We start from the raw sequence: 18,039 nt of genomic DNA on the forward strand, positions 1-18,039 counted from the left end.
TCCCCCATAGCTGAAATTTAAAAAGGTGGCCCGTTACCAGGCCACCTTTTTATGTATCGATACAGCAGTGATTAAACGAGATCGAAACGGTCGAGGTTCATTACTTTGGTCCAGGCGGCTACAAAGTCGTTGATGAATTTCTCTCTTGAATCGGTGCAACCATATACTTCTGCCAGTGCTCTCAGTTCTGAGTTGGAACCGAAGATCAGGTCAACACGGGTACCGGTCCAGCGAAGTTCGCCGGTGGTACGGTCGTGGCCTTCGAATACATCCTGTGCATCACTTGCTGCTTTCCAGGTAGTTCGGATATCGAGCAGGTTGATGAAGAAATCGTTGCTGAGCGCTTCGGCATGTTTGGTAAACACGCCATGGTGCGACTGATCAAAGTTGGTGTTCAGCACACGCATACCCCCTACCAGCACCGTCATTTCAGGAGCTGTAAGAGTTAACAGTTGTGCTTTATCAATCAGCATTTCTTCTGCCGATAAAGTGTATCTGGCTTTTGCATAATTACGGAAACCATCTGCTTCCGGTTCCAGTACTGCGAAAGACGCTACATCGGTTTGCTCCTGCGAAGCATCGGCACGGCCGGGCGTGAAGGGTACGGTAACAGCATGTCCTGCATTTTTAGCGGCCTGCTCAATACCGGCACATCCGCCCAGTACAATCAGATCGGCCAAAGAAACCTGTTTGCCACCTGTTTGTGCAGCGTTGAATTCTTTCTGGATATTCTCCAGGGTATCCAGCACTTTAGATAGTTGCGTCGGGTTATTTACTGCCCAATATTTCTGTGGGGTAAGACGGATCCTGGCACCATTGGCACCTCCACGTTTATCAGAACCACGGAAAGTGGAGGCAGAAGCCCAGGCGGTACTTACTAATTGAGAAACCGTAAGGCCGGAAGCGAGGACCTTGGTTTTCAGCGCAGTTATATCAGCCGCATCGATCAATGGATGGGTAACTGCCGGAATCGGATCCTGCCAGATCAGTTCTTCTTTGGGTACTTCCGGCCCGAGATAACGGGCAATCGGTCCCATATCGCGGTGCGTTAATTTGAACCAGGCACGGGCAAACACGTCTGCAAATTCTGCCGGGTTTTCATAAAAACGGCGGGAGATCTTTTCGTAAACCGGATCTACGCGCAGCGCAATATCAGAAGTAAGCATAGCGGGAGCATGCTTTTTGGAAGCATCGTGTGCATCCGGAACCGTACCGGCACCTGCTCCGTTTTTAGGCTGCCACTGGTGTGCACCGGCCGGACTCTTGGTCAGTTCCCATTCATACCCAAACAGGTTTTCGAAATAGTTATTACTCCATTGGGTAGGGGTTGTGGTCCAGGTTACTTCCAGTCCGCTGGTAATGGTATTGCCGGCATTACCGCTGCCAAATGTATTTTTCCAGCCAAGTCCCTGCTCTTCTATACCGGCAGCTGCTGGTTCGGGACCCACGTATTTACCGGGATCTGCGGCACCATGTGTTTTACCGAATGTATGTCCGCCGGCAATCAGTGCTACGGTTTCTTCATCATTCATTGCCATACGGGCAAAGGTTTCACGGATATCACGAGCAGAGGCCAGTGGGTCGGGGTTGCCGTTAGGTCCTTCCGGGTTCACATAAATCAATCCCATCTGTACAGCCGCCAATGGATTTTCGAGGTCACGGTCGCCGGTGTAGCGTTTATCGCCCAGCCACTCACGTTCGGAGCCCCAGTAAATATCTTCTTCGGGTTCCCATACATCTTCCCTTCCACCACCAAAACCAAAAGTTTTAAAGCCCATGGATTCTAGGGCACAATTTCCTGCCAGGATCATCAGGTCGGCCCAGGAAAGTTTTTTCCCGTATTTCTGTTTGATAGGCCATAAGAGTAAACGGGCTTTATCGAGGTTGGTATTATCGGGCCAGCTATTCAAAGGTGCAAAACGCTGGGTACCCGAGCCTGCACCACCCCGGCCATCGCCAGTACGGTAGGTACCGGCACTATGCCAGGCCATACGGATAAATAAAGGGCCATAGTGACCGAAATCGGCTGGCCACCAGTCCTGTGAACTCGTCATCAGGTCTACGATATCTTTTTTAACAGCAGCCAGGTCCAGACTTTTGAACTCTTCAGCATAATTAAACTTCTCACCCATGGGGTTAGACAGGACTGAATTCTGACGGAGGATATTCAATTTTAACTGGTTAGGCCACCAGTCGCGGTTTCTGGTGCCGCCACCGGCTGTTTGTGTAAGTGTTGCACCGGAAAAAGGGCATTTGCCCTCGCCGCTGCCAGGTGTTGTATTATTTCCCATAATCTATGTTTTACAAAATTGGTTCAATGGATAAAATTACGACAATCTCAATTTACTTACCCGCCTGAACTGGATATTATAAATTATTAACATCATGTAGCCGCAGGGTATAGGTTTGAGGGGTTACAACCACAAAACATACCGGTCATTGAATTGTTTGATGCCGGTATAAATTCTTTTACACAGCGCTATGGCAGTAGCTTTTGGTGTTCAGACGATTTTTTTTCTTTTCTGCAATCCATGATCCTTCTGTGTCCGTAAGTGATGGGGTAAACAAATTCATCAACCTTATTTCAACAGAAAATCATGAAAAAGATCGTAATGGTTATTATGTCTGCTTTTGTATTGCAGGCTTCTTATGCACAGAAACCCGTAGAAGTGGGTGGTGCGGCCATGTATGCCACTAAAAACATTGTAGAGAATGCAGTAAACTCCAAAGACCATACTACCCTGGTTGCGGCGGTAAAAGCAGCGGGTCTGGTAGAAACTTTACAGAATGCAGGTCCGTTTACCGTATTTGCGCCTACCAATGCAGCATTTGATAAACTGCCCGCAGGTACCGTAGCCAGTCTGGTACAACCGGAGAACAAAGCCACGCTGACAAAAATTCTCACTTATCATGTAGTAGCCGGTAAACTGGATGCCAAAGCCATTGCCCAGCTGATCAAGGTGGGCAATGGTACTGCTGTGCTGAAAACGGTATCTGGGGGTACTTTAAAAGCGAGTATGCAGGGCAATAAACTGGTGTTAACAGACGAGAAGGGTGGCATGTCTACGGTGACAATTAAAAACGTTTATCAAAGTAATGGGGTGATCCATGTGATTGATACTGTGGTATTACCTTCTTAATCTGTTTTGGGGCAAGCCATGCAGGCCGGTATTGTTGATGCCGGCTTTGCTGTTTTGGGAACTTAGGTTTTGCTTTCGGTAATATTTGGTGCAACTTTGCTAACCCTACCCGTCAGGTCGTTTTAGCGCCCCGACGGGTAGGGTTAGCAAAGATTATGAAGAAAATCATCATCACCCTCGACGGCTATTCCTCCTGCGGAAAAAGCACCCTGGCCCGCCAGCTGGCCAATGAACTGAACTATGTTTTCATCGATAGCGGCGCCATGTACCGTGCCATTACCCTGTATTTTTTACGGCAGCATGTAGACTGGCGCAATGAAAAAGCTATTCACAAAGCGCTTGGTGAGATTACGCTCGATTTTCAATACAATGAACAAACGGGGCAGAGTGATATGTTACTGAATGATGAGAATGTAGAAGCCCTGATCCGCGACATGCTGGTTAGCGAACATGTGAGTGAAGTAGCCGCTTTAAAAGAAGTGCGCGAGTTTGGGGTGGCACAACAGCAGAAAATGGGAGAGAAGAAAGGCATTGTGATGGATGGACGTGATATCGGTACCACTGTATTCCCGAATGCGGAACTCAAGATATTTGTTACCGCCGATCCGGCTATCCGGGTTGAGCGGAGGTTCAAGGAACTCTATGCCAAAAATCCTGCTATCACGGTGGAAGAAGTGAAGAATAACCTGGAAATGCGGGATTATATCGATAGCAACCGCGAATTCAGTCCACTGCGCCGGGCAGCCGATGCTGTTGACCTTGACAATACCAACCTTACCCGCGACGAACAGTTAGCGATGGCTTTGGAATGGGCAAAAGAAAAGATCGGTTCCTGAGAAGAGTTCAGAGATCATTAGCTGTTTCGAATAAGATCTTGAACCTGCGGCGGTCAAGGTTATCGGCCGTAAGCCGGAACTGGATTTTATTAAATCCCTTTTCTCCTTTATTATCTGAGAATTCCGCTTTTTGTGCACCGTTGGTGCTGCTGAACCGTTTATTGGTGCTGATGGGAAGAAATACATCTACCAGTTTCGAAAATGCCATTTCAGCTTCCAGCTGGTTATCAAATTCGAACCAGAGTTTTACATCAAATACCTGCACTCCCTTGGCATCACTGAAATGCTGGCAATACAGTTCCAGTTTACCACTGGTAAAAGGGGTGGCAAAGTAGGGGTGTTTGCCGAATACAAAACTGTGAATTTCTATATTACTGGTTACTGTTTCGGTAGCCGTACCACTGGCAGCAGGTATATTTTTTTTATCATAAAGCGAAGGTGCATACGAACGTAAAAAGCCACTGATTGCATTATCCGGCTGGTTGGTATAGATATTAAACAGCAATTGATGGGTGTATCCATTAACCGTACCGGATTGCGCGTACAGGCTGGTAAACAGTGTACAGCAGAAACATACAGCTAAGAAACAGTTACGGAACATGCGCAGTTTTTACTGAAGTAAGGTACTATTTTTTCGATATCTGGAGAATGTGCCAGTGTTATCCGGCTATCAAAATACAGCTTAATAAGTGGTTGTCATATTATCCGGTACACAGATGATATAATCAGCCCGGCCTTTGTTTTCTTCGAGCAAAGTGGTTACATCTTTCTGCGATACGGTAGTGATGGTGCCGATCTTCAGTTCCGGCCTCTTGTTTTTGAGGTACCAGCCAATGCCTTCATAGTTATCAGAATGATAGGAACCGTTGTAATGAATAGAGAGACTGCCTTCTTTGTGATTCTGCAGGATAAAGTGTGCCATGGTAGCATCTTTGATGGCCTGCGCTTTGGGCAGATTCTCTCCGCCATGGCCACCCATCATTTCGATCATTTTTTTGTAACCCGGCAGTTCCGCATCATAGGCAATGGGCAGGGGAGCGATCCATTGTTTTTCGCGGGCAGAGATCGTGTCCAATACACCAAATCCACCTTTGGCTACCATCGATGCATATTTACGCGGTACATTGGTGGCAGCAAATACCAATTGATTGTTTTTGGCAAAGTTGACCAACGGTGCATAATCGGTAGGATAGTTCTTCCAGAGGCGGGCCATCGAATCCAGTCCTTTGGCTTTGATTTTTCCCTGCAGGTACAGATTCAGTGCTTCCTGGTTATCCTGTTCAAACATTTCGGCACCGAGTATCAGGTCGCGTTTTTCTTTAAGCGAGGTAGTTACTTCCAGTTGCAGCCAGTGTGCAATAGGATTGTTATGGTACTCGCCAAATAACACAATGTCTTTCTCTGCGAGTATCCTGATCATCTTTTCATACTTCACCTGCTTGCCTTTTGCATCGTATAAGATATACGCAGGTTTTTGCTGTGCCCATACGGCGGTAGAGATGCACAAACAGGTAATCCAGGTAAAGAACTGTTTCATATTTTAATTTTTATTGCTGGTGTTGGGTTTGATAATGCTGTAACAGAAGATCCCCGCCAAAATCATGTTTCAGATCGCGGAGAACCGAATGTACGTGATTGGCGTTATTCTGCGTGTTGTCGTATTCGATAAGGATGGTAGGACCTTTTACACGGTAATAATGGGGGTGCCCCGGACCGGTAACCCGATCGCCTGCCCAGGCAAAGCGGAGTTTGTCTACACCCGCCGCCTGGATCTCTTTCAGCATATCATCCGCAAACAGCCGGGTAAAACGGTTCACATATACGTTGACCAGTTGCCGTAATAATTCCTGCTGTGAGGGTGTCAGTTCTGCATATAGAATACCATCCTCAGCGTTGATCAAAGCCTGCCGGTTATTAAAACTCAGTATCTCTTTGGGGGCCTGTGCAGCAAAAATGGTTTTGGTTGTTTGTTCCGGACTGAGTGATTGCAGCAATGCCCATGCAGTATTTGTTTCATCTGCCAGCACCTGTTTGCCTTGTGCCGGGCCATTGGGTACAATGGCCGGATTACTTCCCAGAAAAGCAGGGGTACCCGATACCAGTTGTTGTTTGTTATAAGAAAAATTAAAGGAGATATGATGCCCCTCAAAACGCCAGCCCCAGATGGTAGCAGGAGATGGTACGCCGAAGATGGAAATATGATAATTACCCGTATCACGGTAATGATCGTCTGAGGCTCTTTTTTCCAGTTCGATCAGTACTTCTTCCAGCTGCATGATCGCAGTTGATTTTTCATATCCTGATTTGCCCATGCTGGTCATCATCAGTTGTCGGGCCGCCTGTTGCTGTGTGGAATTCATTTCATTGAACGTGATGCCTTTCCGTTCCATGGGTACGAAATGAAAATGGTAGCGTTCTTCTCCGTCAAAAGGAAAAACGGTGGCGAGCTTTTGTTCGTTACTGAGTGTGTTGAGGAAAAGATTGGCAGCAGTAACTGCATCCTGCGCATGGCCGGTATAGAGCGTAGACAAAAATACACAAAGCCATAATAGCTGTTTTTGCATAAGCAGGTTTGTGCAACAATATACAAAAGATTCTGCCGTTGAGGTAGTTGCTGAAATATAAGCAGATTTTGCTCTTTAGCGTGAGAATTAGCTGCCAAAGCACAAAACCTGCTGGGGATTATTTGGGTAAGGCCGTAACGACCTGTGCATTTTTCTGTGCCAGTAATGCCAGTTCTGTTGCCAGTAAACAATGGGCCTGCGTCATGGCTGTTTCTGTACGGTTTACTACATCGTTCACAAACTGTTCTCCAAAAGGCAGGGGCTCTTTATTACAATCGATGTATTGGGTTTCTTTCTGGTTTACGAGGTATAAATGATTGCCGCCGTTATGTGGGCTGGCGATATCTATGTTTTTACGGATCTCGATATATCCCTCGGTTCCGAGAATAGTAAGGCGTCCATCGCCCCAGGTTTTTAATCCATCGGGTGTGAACCAGTCTACCCGGATATAACCCGTACCACCATTACCCCGTAACATCACATCCCCGAAATCTTCAAATTTCGGATACTGCGGATGGTTCACATTGCCGATCTGGGAGGCCACCACTTTTGCCTCTGTGGTGCCGGTAAAATAAAGGTATTGATCAAACTGGTGAGAACCGATATCGGTGATGATGCCCCCAAAACGTTTTTTATCAAAGAACCATTCGGGTCTTGATTGGGGATTCATGCGGTGTGGTCCCAGGCCAATGGTCTGTATCACTTTCCCGATGGCGCCTGCTTGTACCAGTTCACCTGCTTTTACCGTAGCGCGGTTCTCGAAACGCTCGCTGTACATGATGGAATAAATACGTTTGGTTTCTTTCTGCACTTTGCGCACTTCGGCCAGTTGCTCCAGTGTGGTAATACCGGGTTTGTCTACGAGATAGTCTTTCCCGTGTTTCATCACCTGCACACCCAATGGCCCCCGTTCATCCGGAATGCCGGAACTGAGGATGAGTTGTATACTGTTATCTTCCAGAATCTCTTTGGCACTGCCCGCCACTTTTACCTGTGGAAACTGTTTGGTAAAACCGGCCAGCAGATCGGCCTCTTTGGCATATACGGCTACCAGTTGCCCGCCACCCCTGATCACGGCCTGCACCATGGAAAAGATATGGCTGTGGTTGATATTGATCACCGAAAAACGGATCCTGGGTTCAGCACTGAAACCGGCGATCGTTTTCCTGGGTAAGGAGGACAACAGTAACAAACCACCAGCCGTAGTGGCTGTATTTTTAAGGAACCGGCGACGGTTGGAGAACAGATCTTTCATATGGAGCAATTTTGTTGGTCTTAAATTACTCTTATCAGCGCTGCAGATACCTATTTATGCGTTTTTTATTTGCGAAAACGTTGTAGCGCGTCTGTGTATAGTCAAGGTAAGATTTCACATTCGTACCCGATCGCTGCCATCAGTTCTATGATACCGCCTGCATGAACGTTTTCTCCTTCTACGCGTAAAATCCTGTCGCAATCAGACAGGTCAAAATTGATCCTGCTCTGCGGATAACGCTGCAACAGCTCTTCGATGATCCTGGCAGATTCATCGTGAGCTTCTACATTGGTTTTAAAAACTTCGACCATCATTTGGGATAGTGTTATACGTTTTTCTCCAATACCGTTTTCATATTCTGCAAACTGGTCTGCAGGTCTTTGCCCAATGCTTTCGAAAGGTTCAGGAGCAGATGAAAAAGGCACATGATAAAATTCCTTTCACCGCTAAAAGTCCAGGTAACCTGCGTTTGTCCGTTATCGGTGGCATGGGTAATAAGCGAAGAAAAGGAAGTGCCGGTAAAGGGTTTGATAAAACGAATCTCATAGTCGATCCTTTCCCCTTCAATGATCTGTTTGATCTCCTGTTCGCCCTGGCCCACCTGTTTCATCTCGCTGTTCCAGCGATAGGTGAAACCCGGTGTGCCATCCGTACCCGAAAATTCTTTGGTAAGGTTGGGATCCGTCATCACCCATTTATTATACTGGTCGGAATGGCGTAACAGTTTCAGGTAACTGAATACTTCATGCAGCGGTTTATTGATAACCACCTGCTCTTCGATGGTGAAATGTTTGTCCATAAAAGCAGCCGCCGCCAGCGGGATGGCCAGAATGGCCAACAGGAGGATAAGGTAGATCATGGGTATTGGTTGTGTAGTGTATACCCAAAAATATAGCATATATATTAAACAAAAAAAGTATAAAAGCGACGATTTGAGGGGTGAATGCGACAGGAATTAATGAGCGAATGAGTGGATGAGTGAATGAGTGAATGTGAATGTGAATGGGGGAATTTTTTTTCAGGCGGGAGTGCTGCGGCGTTTTTGCCATTTGATGAGTTCGAACCAGGTTACGGATACAAAGCCGGTGGCGGTGCAGGTGGCCAGTTGGGTGAGGGAGAGGGGTTCGAACTGGAAAAAAGCTGCCAGTGGTTTGATAAAAAGCAGCGAGCCGGTGATGGCGATGGTGATGCCGATGATCAGCAGTACAAGGTTGTTGCGATAACGGAGCGTAGTGAGCAGGGAATAATAAAACGACCTGTTTACCAGTGTGAGAAAGATATTGGAGGCGATCAGTACAGTGAATACCATAGAGCGGGTAACAGCTTCGTTGCTTACCTGTTGAACAGCGTATTGGTAAATAAACAAAGTGCCGGCTGTGATAAAAATTCCCTGCACGATACTGGTAGTGAGTTCTTTCCAGTTAAAGAAAGTAGTGGAGAAGGGTCTTGGTTTTTGTTGCATCGTATTCTGTTCCATCGGTTCATTCTCATAAATAATGGAGCAGGTTGGACCCATGATCAGCTCCAGAAAAATGACATGCACCGGTGTAAAAATATTCGGATAGATCCAGCCCAATGCCAGTGGCAGAAATACGGTTAATATGATCGGGATATGGATGGAGATGATATACTGGATCGCTTTTTTCAGTTTAGAATAAATCCGCCGGCCCATGGCAACGGCCTCCACCATCTTAGAGAGATCATCTTCCAGTAAGATCAGCGAAGCTGCCTGTTTGGCTATTTCGGTTCCTTTCTGTCCCATAGCAATACCGATATGCGCGGCTTTTAAAGCAGGCCCGTCATTTACCCCGTCACCTGTCATGGCCACAATCTCCTGCTGTTCTTTTAAGGCATTGATGATTTTTAGTTTGGCATCGGGAAACATTCTGGTAAATAAATGGGTGTTACTGACTGTTGCACGTAATTCAGCATCGCTGAGTTTCATCAACGCTTCGCCGGTAATACTTTTTTCCCAACCCCTGAAACCGATTTCCTTGGCAATAGAAGTAGTGGTAGCCGCATTATCCCCCGTTACAATTTTTACCTGTATTCCGGCTGTATAAAAATCCTGTAATACCTGTTGTATATTCTGTTTGGGTGGATCATAAAAGGCAACGAGTCCTTTGATACGGAAAGAGAGGTACTGCTGTTTTTCAGGAAAATCTGTTCCTTCAAAATCAGCTTCAGCTACTGCCAGAATGCGGTATCCATCCCTCGCCATTGCTTCGATGGCATTTTCAATGGCGGTTGTTTCGGCACTGCTCAGAGCTGAAATGCTGACCAGCGCTTCCGGTGCCCCTTTGGCGGCGATGATCCGTTTTCCTTCCCTGTTTTCAAAGATATGCGTCATCATGGGTGGTGTACCTTCCAGGGGATATTCATGTATCATCCGGAACTGCGGACGTTCATCTTCTTTGCTGCTGGAAATATAGGAGTTGTGTAAAGCCAGTTCCATCGGGTCAAAAGGAATGGGTTCACTGGCCCACATGGCAAGGCGAACCAGTTCCTGTTGTTCCCTACTGTTTGCATCAGCATCTGCGATGGACTGAGTAGCGAGTACAAATGTTTTGGCCAGACTCATTTTATTCTCTGTAAGGGTACCCGTTTTATCTGTACAGATCACCGTGGCACTGCCCAGTGTTTCTACCGTTTTCATTTGTTTTACCAGGATGCCCATCTTCATCAGCCGCCAGGCACCCAGTGCCATAAAAGTGGTAAATGCTACCGGAATTTCTTCGGGTAAAATACTCATAGCCAGCGTAAGGGCTTTGAGTAAACTATCCAGCAGTTGTCTGGAATGATAGAAATTAATACCCCACACCACCAGAAATACAAAGGTCCCCAACAGTACCATTTTTTTTACAAAAGAACTGATCTGTTGTTCAAGAGGCGTGGCTTCTTCTGCAATACTTTCCAGGCTCTTGCCGATCTTTCCCAGTTTGGTTTCATTGCCAATCGCCGTGATCACCGCAATCCCCAATCCACTGGAGACAGTGGTACCGCTGAATACAAAAGGATCTTCTTTGGCAGCATCTTTATATACCGATAAGGATTCTCCGGTAAGGATCGACTCGTTCACAGAAAAATCATTCGAGTGTACAATGGTGCCGTCTGCGGCAATGGCACTGCCTTCTTCTATCAGCAGGTAATCACCCATCACCAGTTCTTCTGAGGGAATGTCAACTACTTCGCTGTTGCGGATCACTTTGGCATTGGGCTGCGTAAAACTTTTCAGTTTTTCCAATGCGTTCCTGCTTCTCGAATCCTGGTACAGTGAAATGGTAGCTACGAGTACAATGGAAAGTGCAAGAAAGATTGCATCGCCTGATTGTCCGCTGATAAAATAAACAGAAGAAGCCACCAGCAACAATATCACCATCGGCTCTTTGACCAGACTCTTTACCGCATCAAGAAAACCACTTTCTTTTTTGAAAACCAGTTTATTCTGTCCATGCGAAATTCTTGCTTCCGTCACCTGTTCATCAGTTAAACCGGAAATATTGAATTGGGTAACAGGCATAGAAATAGATTAAGAACAGTATACAGGCTGGCAGTAAATTACTAAAATGGATAAATACCAGCTATGATAAATATCAGTATGCCTCAGAAAGCGGGTAACGGGCCAGTAAAGACTGCATATTGGCTTCAATCTCATTATCCATGATGCCCCCATGATAACAGATGAGTTTTCGTATGGGAACTGCTGCCAGCCGATGAATAGAAGCGATCGCTGCGGGCATATCCATCGTAAAATGCGGGTTGGCGATATTGAGTGCGCCTTTTTCTATTACCATGGCATCTGCCGTGACCAGGGTTTGGGAGGGCCAATGGTATAAAGAGATATGGCCGGGCATATGCCCCGGTGTATGCAGGATCTGTAGACCGGGTAAAAAGGCTGGCTCTTCTCCCTCCTGCCATACCGCATGTACCGGTACAGGTTGCATGGTTTTCAATAATTCGATAAAACCCAACGCGCCCAACTGGTATTCCGGTGGTAGCGAAGGCAGCATAGCTTCGGCCTGCTGCAGCCGTAAAGATTTTTGGGTTCCGTTGATATAAGGGACTTCCGTGTGATGTGCGTAGATCTTTACCGATGGATATTTTTGCAGCAGTTCATCATGCACACCCATGTGATCAATATCATGGTGGGTGATGATGCTGCCGGTTAGTTGTTGCAATGACAATCCTTTCTGTAAAGCCGCTTCTTCCAGTAAGGGAAGAAAACCGGCATACCCACCATCTACCAGTATCATTTCTTCTTTGTGCTGCAGGATCACGGGGTAGAGTTTGTTAGTAGTTCCCTCAAAATGAAAAGGGATCTCCAGCACAATCAGCTGCATAAGGATGTTTATTTACGGCTTTGCCAATACATAATGAAGTTGTACCAGTCCGGTACTGAATTGTTTGACGCTGACCAGTGTACTTGTCTGCATAGGGTTACCGGTATGAAATAAACGCACCCCATCACCCAGTATTACCGGAATTAAGGAAAGATATATTTCATCCACCTGCTGCGCTTTCAGCAAACTATTTACGAGCTCGGCGCCTCCGTCTATAAAGATATTCTTTCCTTCTTTTTGGGCAAGTTCTTTCACCAGTGTAACCGGGTTGCCGGTATAAAATACCGTTTTGCCCAGCGTCGGTTTTGCTGTACGGGTGATCACATAATTCTCCCTATCTGCGTGTGGAAATACGGGCACCTGTTTCATTACCCAGTCGTAGGTCTTTCTTCCCAGGATCACGGTATCTACACCACTCATAAAAGCGGCATATCCGTAATCTTCTCCTTCTTTGGTCACGAGGTCCAGAAAGGAAAGATTGTCGTCAGGGCCTGCAATAAAACCATCCAGGCTTGCGGCAATAAATACGATTCTTTTTCTGCTCATAATAGGAAGATTGCTTTAGCAGACAAAGATACCTGTCCGAAACCCGGCCGGGATACCGCTCTTCAAATTCCCGGAAATCCGAAAGAAAAAAATATAAAGATCAGTACAGTGGGTCGCGTAACAGTTGTATAAAATCATGTGCCGGTATGATATATATCAGGTTGTACGCTATCCGGCAACAGTAGTTTTGGCCCACTAAAAATGAATCAAATGAAAAAATACCTGCTTTTATGCCTGTTACTCCCGGTAGGAGCCAGCCTGGTAGCCCAGGAGAAAAAAGTGACTAACGCCCAACCGCAACAATGGAAGATCCGCTTTCGTGGTATCGCAGCCATTCCACCTTCCAGCAGTTATCAATTGGGTACTTCGGATGTTACCATTTCTACCTCTGTTGTGCCTGAAATTGATTTCACTTATTTTTTTTCCAGAAACCTGGCTGCAGAGTTGATTCTCGGTACTACCAAGCATACGGTTAAGTTAAAAAGCAGCAGCAGTTCTACCGATCTGGGTAATGTATGGCTCCTGCCACCTACCTTAAATCTTCAGTATCATTTTCCGGGTAAATCTGTTACGCCCTATATCGGAGCAGGACTGAACTACAGCATTTTTTATGGGGTAAAAGATGCCGGTGCATCGCTGGCATATAAAAATAAAGCCGGATTCTCTACCCAGTTCGGACTGGATTGTATGATCAGTGATAAATGGTTCATTAATCTGGATATCAAAAAAATCTTCCTTAAAACGGATGTTACCCTGCAAGGTGCCACACCTACCGTTCTCTCCGGTGTAAAAGTAGATCCTTTGGTGATTGGTCTGGGTGTAGGCGTAAAATTATAGTAACAAAAAATCTGTTTGTTTTTGGATAACACAATAGTTGAGTGAATAGTAATGCTGCAGTAATGCGGCATTACTTTTTGGGAAAGTATCTGCTTTACATATTAACGATCTGCTGACTGAACTCATCCACCCTCGATTCCACACTATAAAACGATGCCAGTTTACGAACCACTTTTTCTACCACCGCATCAGGGCAGCTGGCACCACTGGTAATGAGGATTCGCAAGGGCTGTTTATCGGGCAGGTAGCCATAAATGGTGCTTAATTCCTTGGTTTGCCAGTTGCGGTGTTCAATAGTTGCTTTGTTGAGTAATCTATCGGCAGCATCAATAAAATAAGTAGTGAGTTCATTTTCGCAGAGTTCAACCAGGTGAGAACTGTTACTGCTGTTATGTCCGCCAATCACAATGGCCATATCGGCATCTGTATTCAACATACCGGTAACTGCTGTCTGGTTATCGTTAGTGGCATAACAAAGCGTATCGCGGGTATCGGCAAAACGTTCGCTGATGGTATCGGCCGTTAGTTGAAAATGCCGGATAAAAACGGCTTTCAGGTAATCAGAAATGGCCTGGGTATCGCTGGCCAGCTGAGTGGTCTGGTTTACTACGCCGATCTTCTGGAGGTCACGGGTAATATCAAAATCTTTCGAATAGCGTCCTTTGAATTCGGTATAAAATTCTTCCGCAGGTTTTTCGCCGGTAATATATTTTGCCAGTGCGATGGTTTCTTCCATATCATTTACCACAATGGTAGGCGTATGCGAGGAAGCATGCGAAAAAGTAGCGCGGGTTTCTTCATGTTTGGGTTTGCCATGTACCACAATACTATATCCTTTTTCTGCAATCTGCTCACTACGGTTCCATACTTTTTCTACAAACGGGCAGGTAGTATTGTATTGAGCGGTGGGGATACCTTTATCGATCAGGAGTTGTTCAATTTCGAGTGTGGTACCAAAAGCGGGTATGATCACCACATCATCACCCGTGATCTCTTCAAACGGGATCACCTGTTTACCATAGGTATCCTGCAGAAACTGCACACCTCTTTCAGCCAGATCTTTGTTTACCTGCGGGTTGTGGATCATCTCACTGAGCAGGAAAATACGCTTGCCGGGATTGGAATCGATGGTATTAAAGGCGATCTCTATGGCATTCTCCACCCCATAACAAAAACCAAAGTGGCGGGCGAGGTAGATCTGTATCGGACCCAGGTCTACCAGGGTAGGACTGAAATCCTTCTTCAGTTTATCCGACTGCTTCCGTTGCTGTTTGATGGCACTGATCAGTGGACTGCGGTATATATTGGGTACATTGAATTGCTTCATGGTGGAGCGAAATTACGAAGTTCGGGAGGGCGAGGGTAAGAAAAATTAAAAATTAAAAATGAGAAGGCTGTGACGGAGCCGAAATTGATAGATACCAGCATCCTCTAGCTAAAACACCTAACTGCCCTATTTGTTGATCTCATGACAATTTTTTGACTTTTGACTTTTGATTTTTTCATTAGCACGCTTCCTGCTTCTTTAGCTGGTACTTAAAAATTCAGTATTTTCATCACTTAAACGACTGCTATGCGAATTTTTCCTTTTCTGCTCTCTGGCATCTGTACAGCCGGGTTGGTAGTGGCATTGAATACCCAGCTGCCGGCGGGTGGCAGCAAAACACCGCGCCTGGGTTATTTCCTTTCTCCGCAACTGGGTTTCTGGCAGAATGCCGAGCCAGTGAATGCCGGTTTTGATGGTGAGCTGAAACTGCCAATGTTAAAAGATAAGGTAGATGTGTATGTGGACGACAGGCTGGTACCCCATGTATATGCGGCCAACGATCTGGATGCGTATTATGTGCAGGGGTATTTACACGCCAGATTCCGCCTCTGGCAGATGGAGTTTCAGACACGCGTAGCGGGTGGCAGGCTGAGTGAAATTCTTGGTGAAGAGCGGCTGCCGATAGACCGGATGTTCCGTCGAATGGGTATGGTATACGGGGCTGAGCAAACCCTCGCCAATATGGAGAAGAATCCGGAAATGAAAGCCACTGTAGAAGCATATGCAGAAGGGGTGAACGCCTATATCAGTTCGCTGAAACCACAGGAAATCCCTTTCGAATATAAATTGCTGGATTATAAGCCAGAAAAATGGACACCGCTGAAAACTTATCTGTTCCTGATGTTTATGTCGTACGACCTTACCGCAAGAGGTGCTACGGCGGACCTGCAGATGACCAATGCCAAAAATTATTTCGGGTTCGATGATTTTGATAAACTGTATCCTAATGTACAGGATTCGCTGGATCCCATCATTCCGAAAGGAACAGCGTATGGCGCTGCCGCCATTGTTCCGCAGGCACCTGCCAGTAAAGATTCTTTGTACCTCGGTAAAGGAACCAATAACAGTACCGTCCTCTTACCCATGGTGCCCGATAAAGACAATGGCAGTAATAACTGGGTAGTAGGTGGTACCAAAACCAAAAGCGGCAGACCTATTTTAAGCAACGATCCGCACCTGGGTCTGAACCTGCCCTCGCTCTGGTATGAAATGCAGATCCATACACCTACCCACAATACCTATGGAGCCAGTTTTCCGGGATCGCCGGCGGTGATCATCGGGTTTAACGACAGTATTGCATGGGGGGTAACCAATGCAGGTAGGGATGTACTGGATTACTATGATATCAAATTCAAAGACAGTACCCTATCTTCCTATTATTATAACGGAGAATGGGTAGAAGCAGGACACAGGCAAGAAGTGATCCGGATCAAAGGCAAACCCGATCTGGTAGAAAATATTGCCATGACGGTATTTGGTCCGGTTATGTATGACCAGTCTTACAAGAATGTCAGTACCGAAGGCAAATACCTCGCCATTAGGTGGACAGCCCACAAAGCAGGAACCGGCCTACAGACTTTTTATCAGTTAAACCGGGCAAAAAATTACAATGATTACCTGGATGCGATTTCGCGTTGGGAATGTCCGGGACAGAATTTCGCCTTTGCATCCAAAACAGGCGATATTGCTATCAAACAGCAAGGGGCTTTTGTGGCCCGCTGGAACCGGCAGGGAGATTTTATTCAGCCGGGTACCGATACCGCCTATGCATGGCAGGGAATGATTCCGGTAACAGAAAATCCGCTGATGATAAACCCGGTGAGAGGTTTTGTGAGCAGTGCCAACCAGATGTCTACCGATTCTACTTATCCTTATTACCTGGGTGCAGCCAATAATTTTCCTTTGTACCGGGGTATCATCATTAACCGCAAACTGGCGGAAATGAATATGATTACTCCCGAAGATATGCAGCGCCTGCAGGCAGATAATTACAACGTATTTGCAGAAATGGCGAGACCGGTATTGTTGCGAAACCTGGATGAGAGCGGGTTAACGGCGGATGAGAAAAAGTATGTAGATATTTTCAAAAACTGGGACCTGCGTAACGATGTAAATGCAAAGGGTGCCACTGTTTTCAAATGTATCTGGGATAGTCTGGAAGCAGTTGTTTGGGGCGATGAGATCCGGAAAAGTAAACTGCCCTTACCCAAACCCGATGCATCTACTTTGCTGGAAACCGTATTAAGGGGCGATTCCAGTTTCCGGTTTATGGATGATATTAATACGCCCGGTAAAACAGAAAGCTTTGCCGAGGATCTGCTGACTGCCATCAAAAAAGCAGCTCCGCGCCTGAAACAACTGGAAGCGGAAAATAAACTGGAATGGGCGAAGATGAAAGATACCAAAGTGAATCACCTGCTCAAGATTCCCGGCCTCAGCAGACTGCGCCTGCCCATTGGCGGTGGCGAACATATCATCAATGCTACCAAAGAAACCCATGGACCCAGCTGGCGCATGATCGTGCATCTGACAGATGAGATCGAAGCATATGGGGTGTATCCCGGCGGACAAAGCGGTAACCCCGGCAGCAAGTATTACGACACATTTGTAGATTATTGGGCTGCCGGCAAGTATTACCGCATCCTTTTTCTGCAACAGGCGGCGGCGGCCAAACACGAACGCATTAAATGGCACATGACTTTTACTAACAGCTAAACAAATGATCATGAATAAAACAATCACCGCAATCATATTAACCGGCTTTCTCGCCTATGTGCTGGGTATTTACAGTACCATTCCCTGGTGGAGTTTTACAATCAGTTCGCTGCTGGTATCGGTAGCTATTCACCAACAGCCGGGCAAATCTTTTCTGTCGGGTTTTCTCGGTCTTTTTCTGTTGTGGGGCGGGATGGCTTTTCTCAAAGACTCGGCCAATGAACATATTCTTTCCGCCAAAGTGGCCACCATTCTACCACTGGGAGGTTCTTACCTGGTATTGATTCTGGTAACGGGTATCGTGGGTGGGTTGGTAAGCGGTTTTGCAGCCTTGGCAGGCAGTTACCTGCGGAAATAAATGCAAACAGATAGCCGTTGTTGCAAGGAGATTTACGCTGCTTTCTCTTTGTAATAACGGCTTTTTTATGTGCCTGCCCAACGCTTAACATTACGTTAAACTCTTACGCATTTGTTAACCG

At 46.3% G+C, this 18,039-nt stretch carries 16 protein-coding genes; 5 read left to right on the forward strand and 11 right to left on the reverse strand.

Annotated features, from left to right (window positions below; all coding sequences use genetic code 11):
• Positions 1–71 precede the first annotated feature (71 nt).
• Positions 72–2,291 carry a catalase/peroxidase HPI gene (gene katG / locus AC1RNB_RS01880; protein ID WP_493080201.1) on the reverse strand — a complete coding sequence of 740 codons (2,220 nt, stop codon included), beginning with the start codon at positions 2,289–2,291 and terminating at the stop codon, positions 72–74.
• 306 nt (positions 2,292–2,597) lie between these two features.
• On the opposite strand from katG, the gene AC1RNB_RS01885 reads away from it, so the two are divergent.
• Positions 2,598–3,140: a fasciclin domain-containing protein gene (locus tag AC1RNB_RS01885; RefSeq protein WP_493080203.1), complete on the forward strand. Its 543-nt coding sequence runs from the start codon at positions 2,598–2,600 to the stop codon at positions 3,138–3,140.
• 155 nt (positions 3,141–3,295) lie between these two features.
• Positions 3,296–3,976, forward strand: coding sequence for a (d)CMP kinase (gene cmk, locus AC1RNB_RS01890; RefSeq protein ID WP_493080205.1), 681 nt, complete (start codon positions 3,296–3,298; stop codon positions 3,974–3,976).
• Positions 3,977–3,983: 7 nt separating this feature from the next.
• Here the strand turns inward: cmk and AC1RNB_RS01895 are convergent, their stop codons facing one another.
• The 9 genes from AC1RNB_RS01895 to AC1RNB_RS01935 all read right to left on the reverse strand — a co-directional run bounded on the left by AC1RNB_RS01895 (position 3,984) and on the right by AC1RNB_RS01935 (position 12,681).
• On the reverse strand, positions 3,984–4,577 hold the full coding sequence (locus tag AC1RNB_RS01895) for a hypothetical protein (protein WP_493080207.1): 594 nt from the start codon (positions 4,575–4,577) through the stop codon (positions 3,984–3,986).
• An 81-nt stretch (positions 4,578–4,658) separates the two neighbouring features.
• Positions 4,659–5,513 (reverse strand): ChaN family lipoprotein, encoded by an 855-nt coding sequence (locus AC1RNB_RS01900; RefSeq protein ID WP_493080209.1) that lies wholly within the window; start codon positions 5,511–5,513, stop codon positions 4,659–4,661.
• A 10-nt stretch (positions 5,514–5,523) separates the two neighbouring features.
• Positions 5,524–6,540 carry a DUF3500 domain-containing protein gene (locus tag AC1RNB_RS01905; RefSeq protein WP_493080211.1) on the reverse strand — a complete coding sequence of 339 codons (1,017 nt, stop codon included), beginning with the start codon at positions 6,538–6,540 and terminating at the stop codon, positions 5,524–5,526.
• A 118-nt stretch (positions 6,541–6,658) separates the two neighbouring features.
• Positions 6,659–7,795, reverse strand: a complete 1,137-nt coding sequence (locus AC1RNB_RS01910) for a Gfo/Idh/MocA family protein (protein WP_493080213.1) — start codon at positions 7,793–7,795, stop codon at positions 6,659–6,661.
• A 101-nt stretch (positions 7,796–7,896) separates the two neighbouring features.
• Positions 7,897–8,109: a hypothetical protein gene (locus AC1RNB_RS01915; protein ID WP_493080215.1), complete on the reverse strand. Its 213-nt coding sequence runs from the start codon at positions 8,107–8,109 to the stop codon at positions 7,897–7,899.
• An 11-nt stretch (positions 8,110–8,120) separates the two neighbouring features.
• Positions 8,121–8,654, reverse strand: coding sequence for an SRPBCC family protein (locus AC1RNB_RS01920; RefSeq protein ID WP_493080216.1), 534 nt, complete (start codon positions 8,652–8,654; stop codon positions 8,121–8,123).
• A 159-nt stretch (positions 8,655–8,813) separates the two neighbouring features.
• Positions 8,814–11,315, reverse strand: coding sequence for a cation-translocating P-type ATPase (locus AC1RNB_RS01925; protein WP_493080218.1), 2,502 nt, complete (start codon positions 11,313–11,315; stop codon positions 8,814–8,816).
• Positions 11,316–11,388: 73 nt separating this feature from the next.
• Entirely contained in the window at positions 11,389–12,135 is a 747-nt protein-coding gene (locus AC1RNB_RS01930) for an MBL fold metallo-hydrolase (protein ID WP_493080220.1), read from the reverse strand.
• Between the two features lie 12 nt (positions 12,136–12,147).
• Positions 12,148–12,681, reverse strand: a complete 534-nt coding sequence (locus AC1RNB_RS01935) for a dihydrofolate reductase family protein (RefSeq protein WP_493080221.1) — start codon at positions 12,679–12,681, stop codon at positions 12,148–12,150.
• 210 nt (positions 12,682–12,891) lie between these two features.
• Here AC1RNB_RS01935 and AC1RNB_RS01940 point away from each other — a divergent pair, with 210 nt between their 5' ends.
• Entirely contained in the window at positions 12,892–13,518 is a 627-nt protein-coding gene (locus AC1RNB_RS01940; protein WP_493080223.1) for an OmpW/AlkL family protein, read from the forward strand.
• Positions 13,519–13,612: 94 nt separating this feature from the next.
• On the opposite strand, the gene AC1RNB_RS01945 is transcribed toward AC1RNB_RS01940, so the two are convergent.
• The gene (locus tag AC1RNB_RS01945) at positions 13,613–14,845 is read right to left on the reverse strand and encodes a 4-hydroxy-3-methylbut-2-enyl diphosphate reductase (protein ID WP_493080224.1); all 1,233 of its coding nucleotides are present in this window, start codon (positions 14,843–14,845) and stop codon (positions 13,613–13,615) included.
• A gap of 246 nt (positions 14,846–15,091) precedes the next feature.
• Between AC1RNB_RS01945 and AC1RNB_RS01950 the strand changes: the two genes are divergently transcribed.
• A complete protein-coding gene (locus tag AC1RNB_RS01950) occupies positions 15,092–17,560 on the forward strand; it encodes a penicillin acylase family protein (protein WP_493080226.1) in 2,469 nt (822 codons plus the stop codon).
• A 10-nt stretch (positions 17,561–17,570) separates the two neighbouring features.
• Complete coding sequence (locus AC1RNB_RS01955; protein ID WP_493080228.1) at positions 17,571–17,918, forward strand: hypothetical protein; 348 nt, start codon at positions 17,571–17,573, stop codon at positions 17,916–17,918.
• The last annotated feature ends 121 nt before the right edge of the window (positions 17,919–18,039 follow it).

The sequence above is a fragment of the Sediminibacterium sp. GW821-FHT12F12 genome (assembly GCF_058806635.1).

Bases quoted from the DNA above. Each gene is read 5' to 3' on its own strand.
- AC1RNB_RS01935 (WP_493080221.1), bottom strand. From the start codon at position 12,681: ATGAGCAGAAAAAGAATCGTATTTATTGCCGCAAGCCTGGATGGTTTT.
- AC1RNB_RS01940 (WP_493080223.1), top strand. From the start codon at position 12,892: ATGAAAAAATACCTGCTTTTATGCCTGTTACTCCCGGTAGGAGCCAGC.
- AC1RNB_RS01945 (WP_493080224.1), bottom strand. From the start codon at position 14,845: ATGAAGCAATTCAATGTACCCAATATATACCGCAGTCCACTGATCAGT.
- AC1RNB_RS01925 (WP_493080218.1), bottom strand. From the start codon at position 11,315: ATGCCTGTTACCCAATTCAATATTTCCGGTTTAACTGATGAACAGGTG.
- AC1RNB_RS01905 (WP_493080211.1), bottom strand. From the start codon at position 6,540: ATGCAAAAACAGCTATTATGGCTTTGTGTATTTTTGTCTACGCTCTAT.
- AC1RNB_RS01930 (WP_493080220.1), bottom strand. From the start codon at position 12,135: ATGCAGCTGATTGTGCTGGAGATCCCTTTTCATTTTGAGGGAACTACT.
- AC1RNB_RS01920 (WP_493080216.1), bottom strand. From the start codon at position 8,654: ATGATCTACCTTATCCTCCTGTTGGCCATTCTGGCCATCCCGCTGGCG.
- cmk (WP_493080205.1), top strand. From the start codon at position 3,296: ATGAAGAAAATCATCATCACCCTCGACGGCTATTCCTCCTGCGGAAAA.
- AC1RNB_RS01955 (WP_493080228.1), top strand. From the start codon at position 17,571: ATGAATAAAACAATCACCGCAATCATATTAACCGGCTTTCTCGCCTAT.
- AC1RNB_RS01885 (WP_493080203.1), top strand. From the start codon at position 2,598: ATGAAAAAGATCGTAATGGTTATTATGTCTGCTTTTGTATTGCAGGCT.
- AC1RNB_RS01910 (WP_493080213.1), bottom strand. From the start codon at position 7,795: ATGAAAGATCTGTTCTCCAACCGTCGCCGGTTCCTTAAAAATACAGCC.
- AC1RNB_RS01915 (WP_493080215.1), bottom strand. From the start codon at position 8,109: ATGATGGTCGAAGTTTTTAAAACCAATGTAGAAGCTCACGATGAATCT.
- AC1RNB_RS01895 (WP_493080207.1), bottom strand. From the start codon at position 4,577: ATGTTCCGTAACTGTTTCTTAGCTGTATGTTTCTGCTGTACACTGTTT.
- AC1RNB_RS01900 (WP_493080209.1), bottom strand. From the start codon at position 5,513: ATGAAACAGTTCTTTACCTGGATTACCTGTTTGTGCATCTCTACCGCC.
- katG (WP_493080201.1), bottom strand. From the start codon at position 2,291: ATGGGAAATAATACAACACCTGGCAGCGGCGAGGGCAAATGCCCTTTT.
- AC1RNB_RS01950 (WP_493080226.1), top strand. From the start codon at position 15,092: ATGCGAATTTTTCCTTTTCTGCTCTCTGGCATCTGTACAGCCGGGTTG.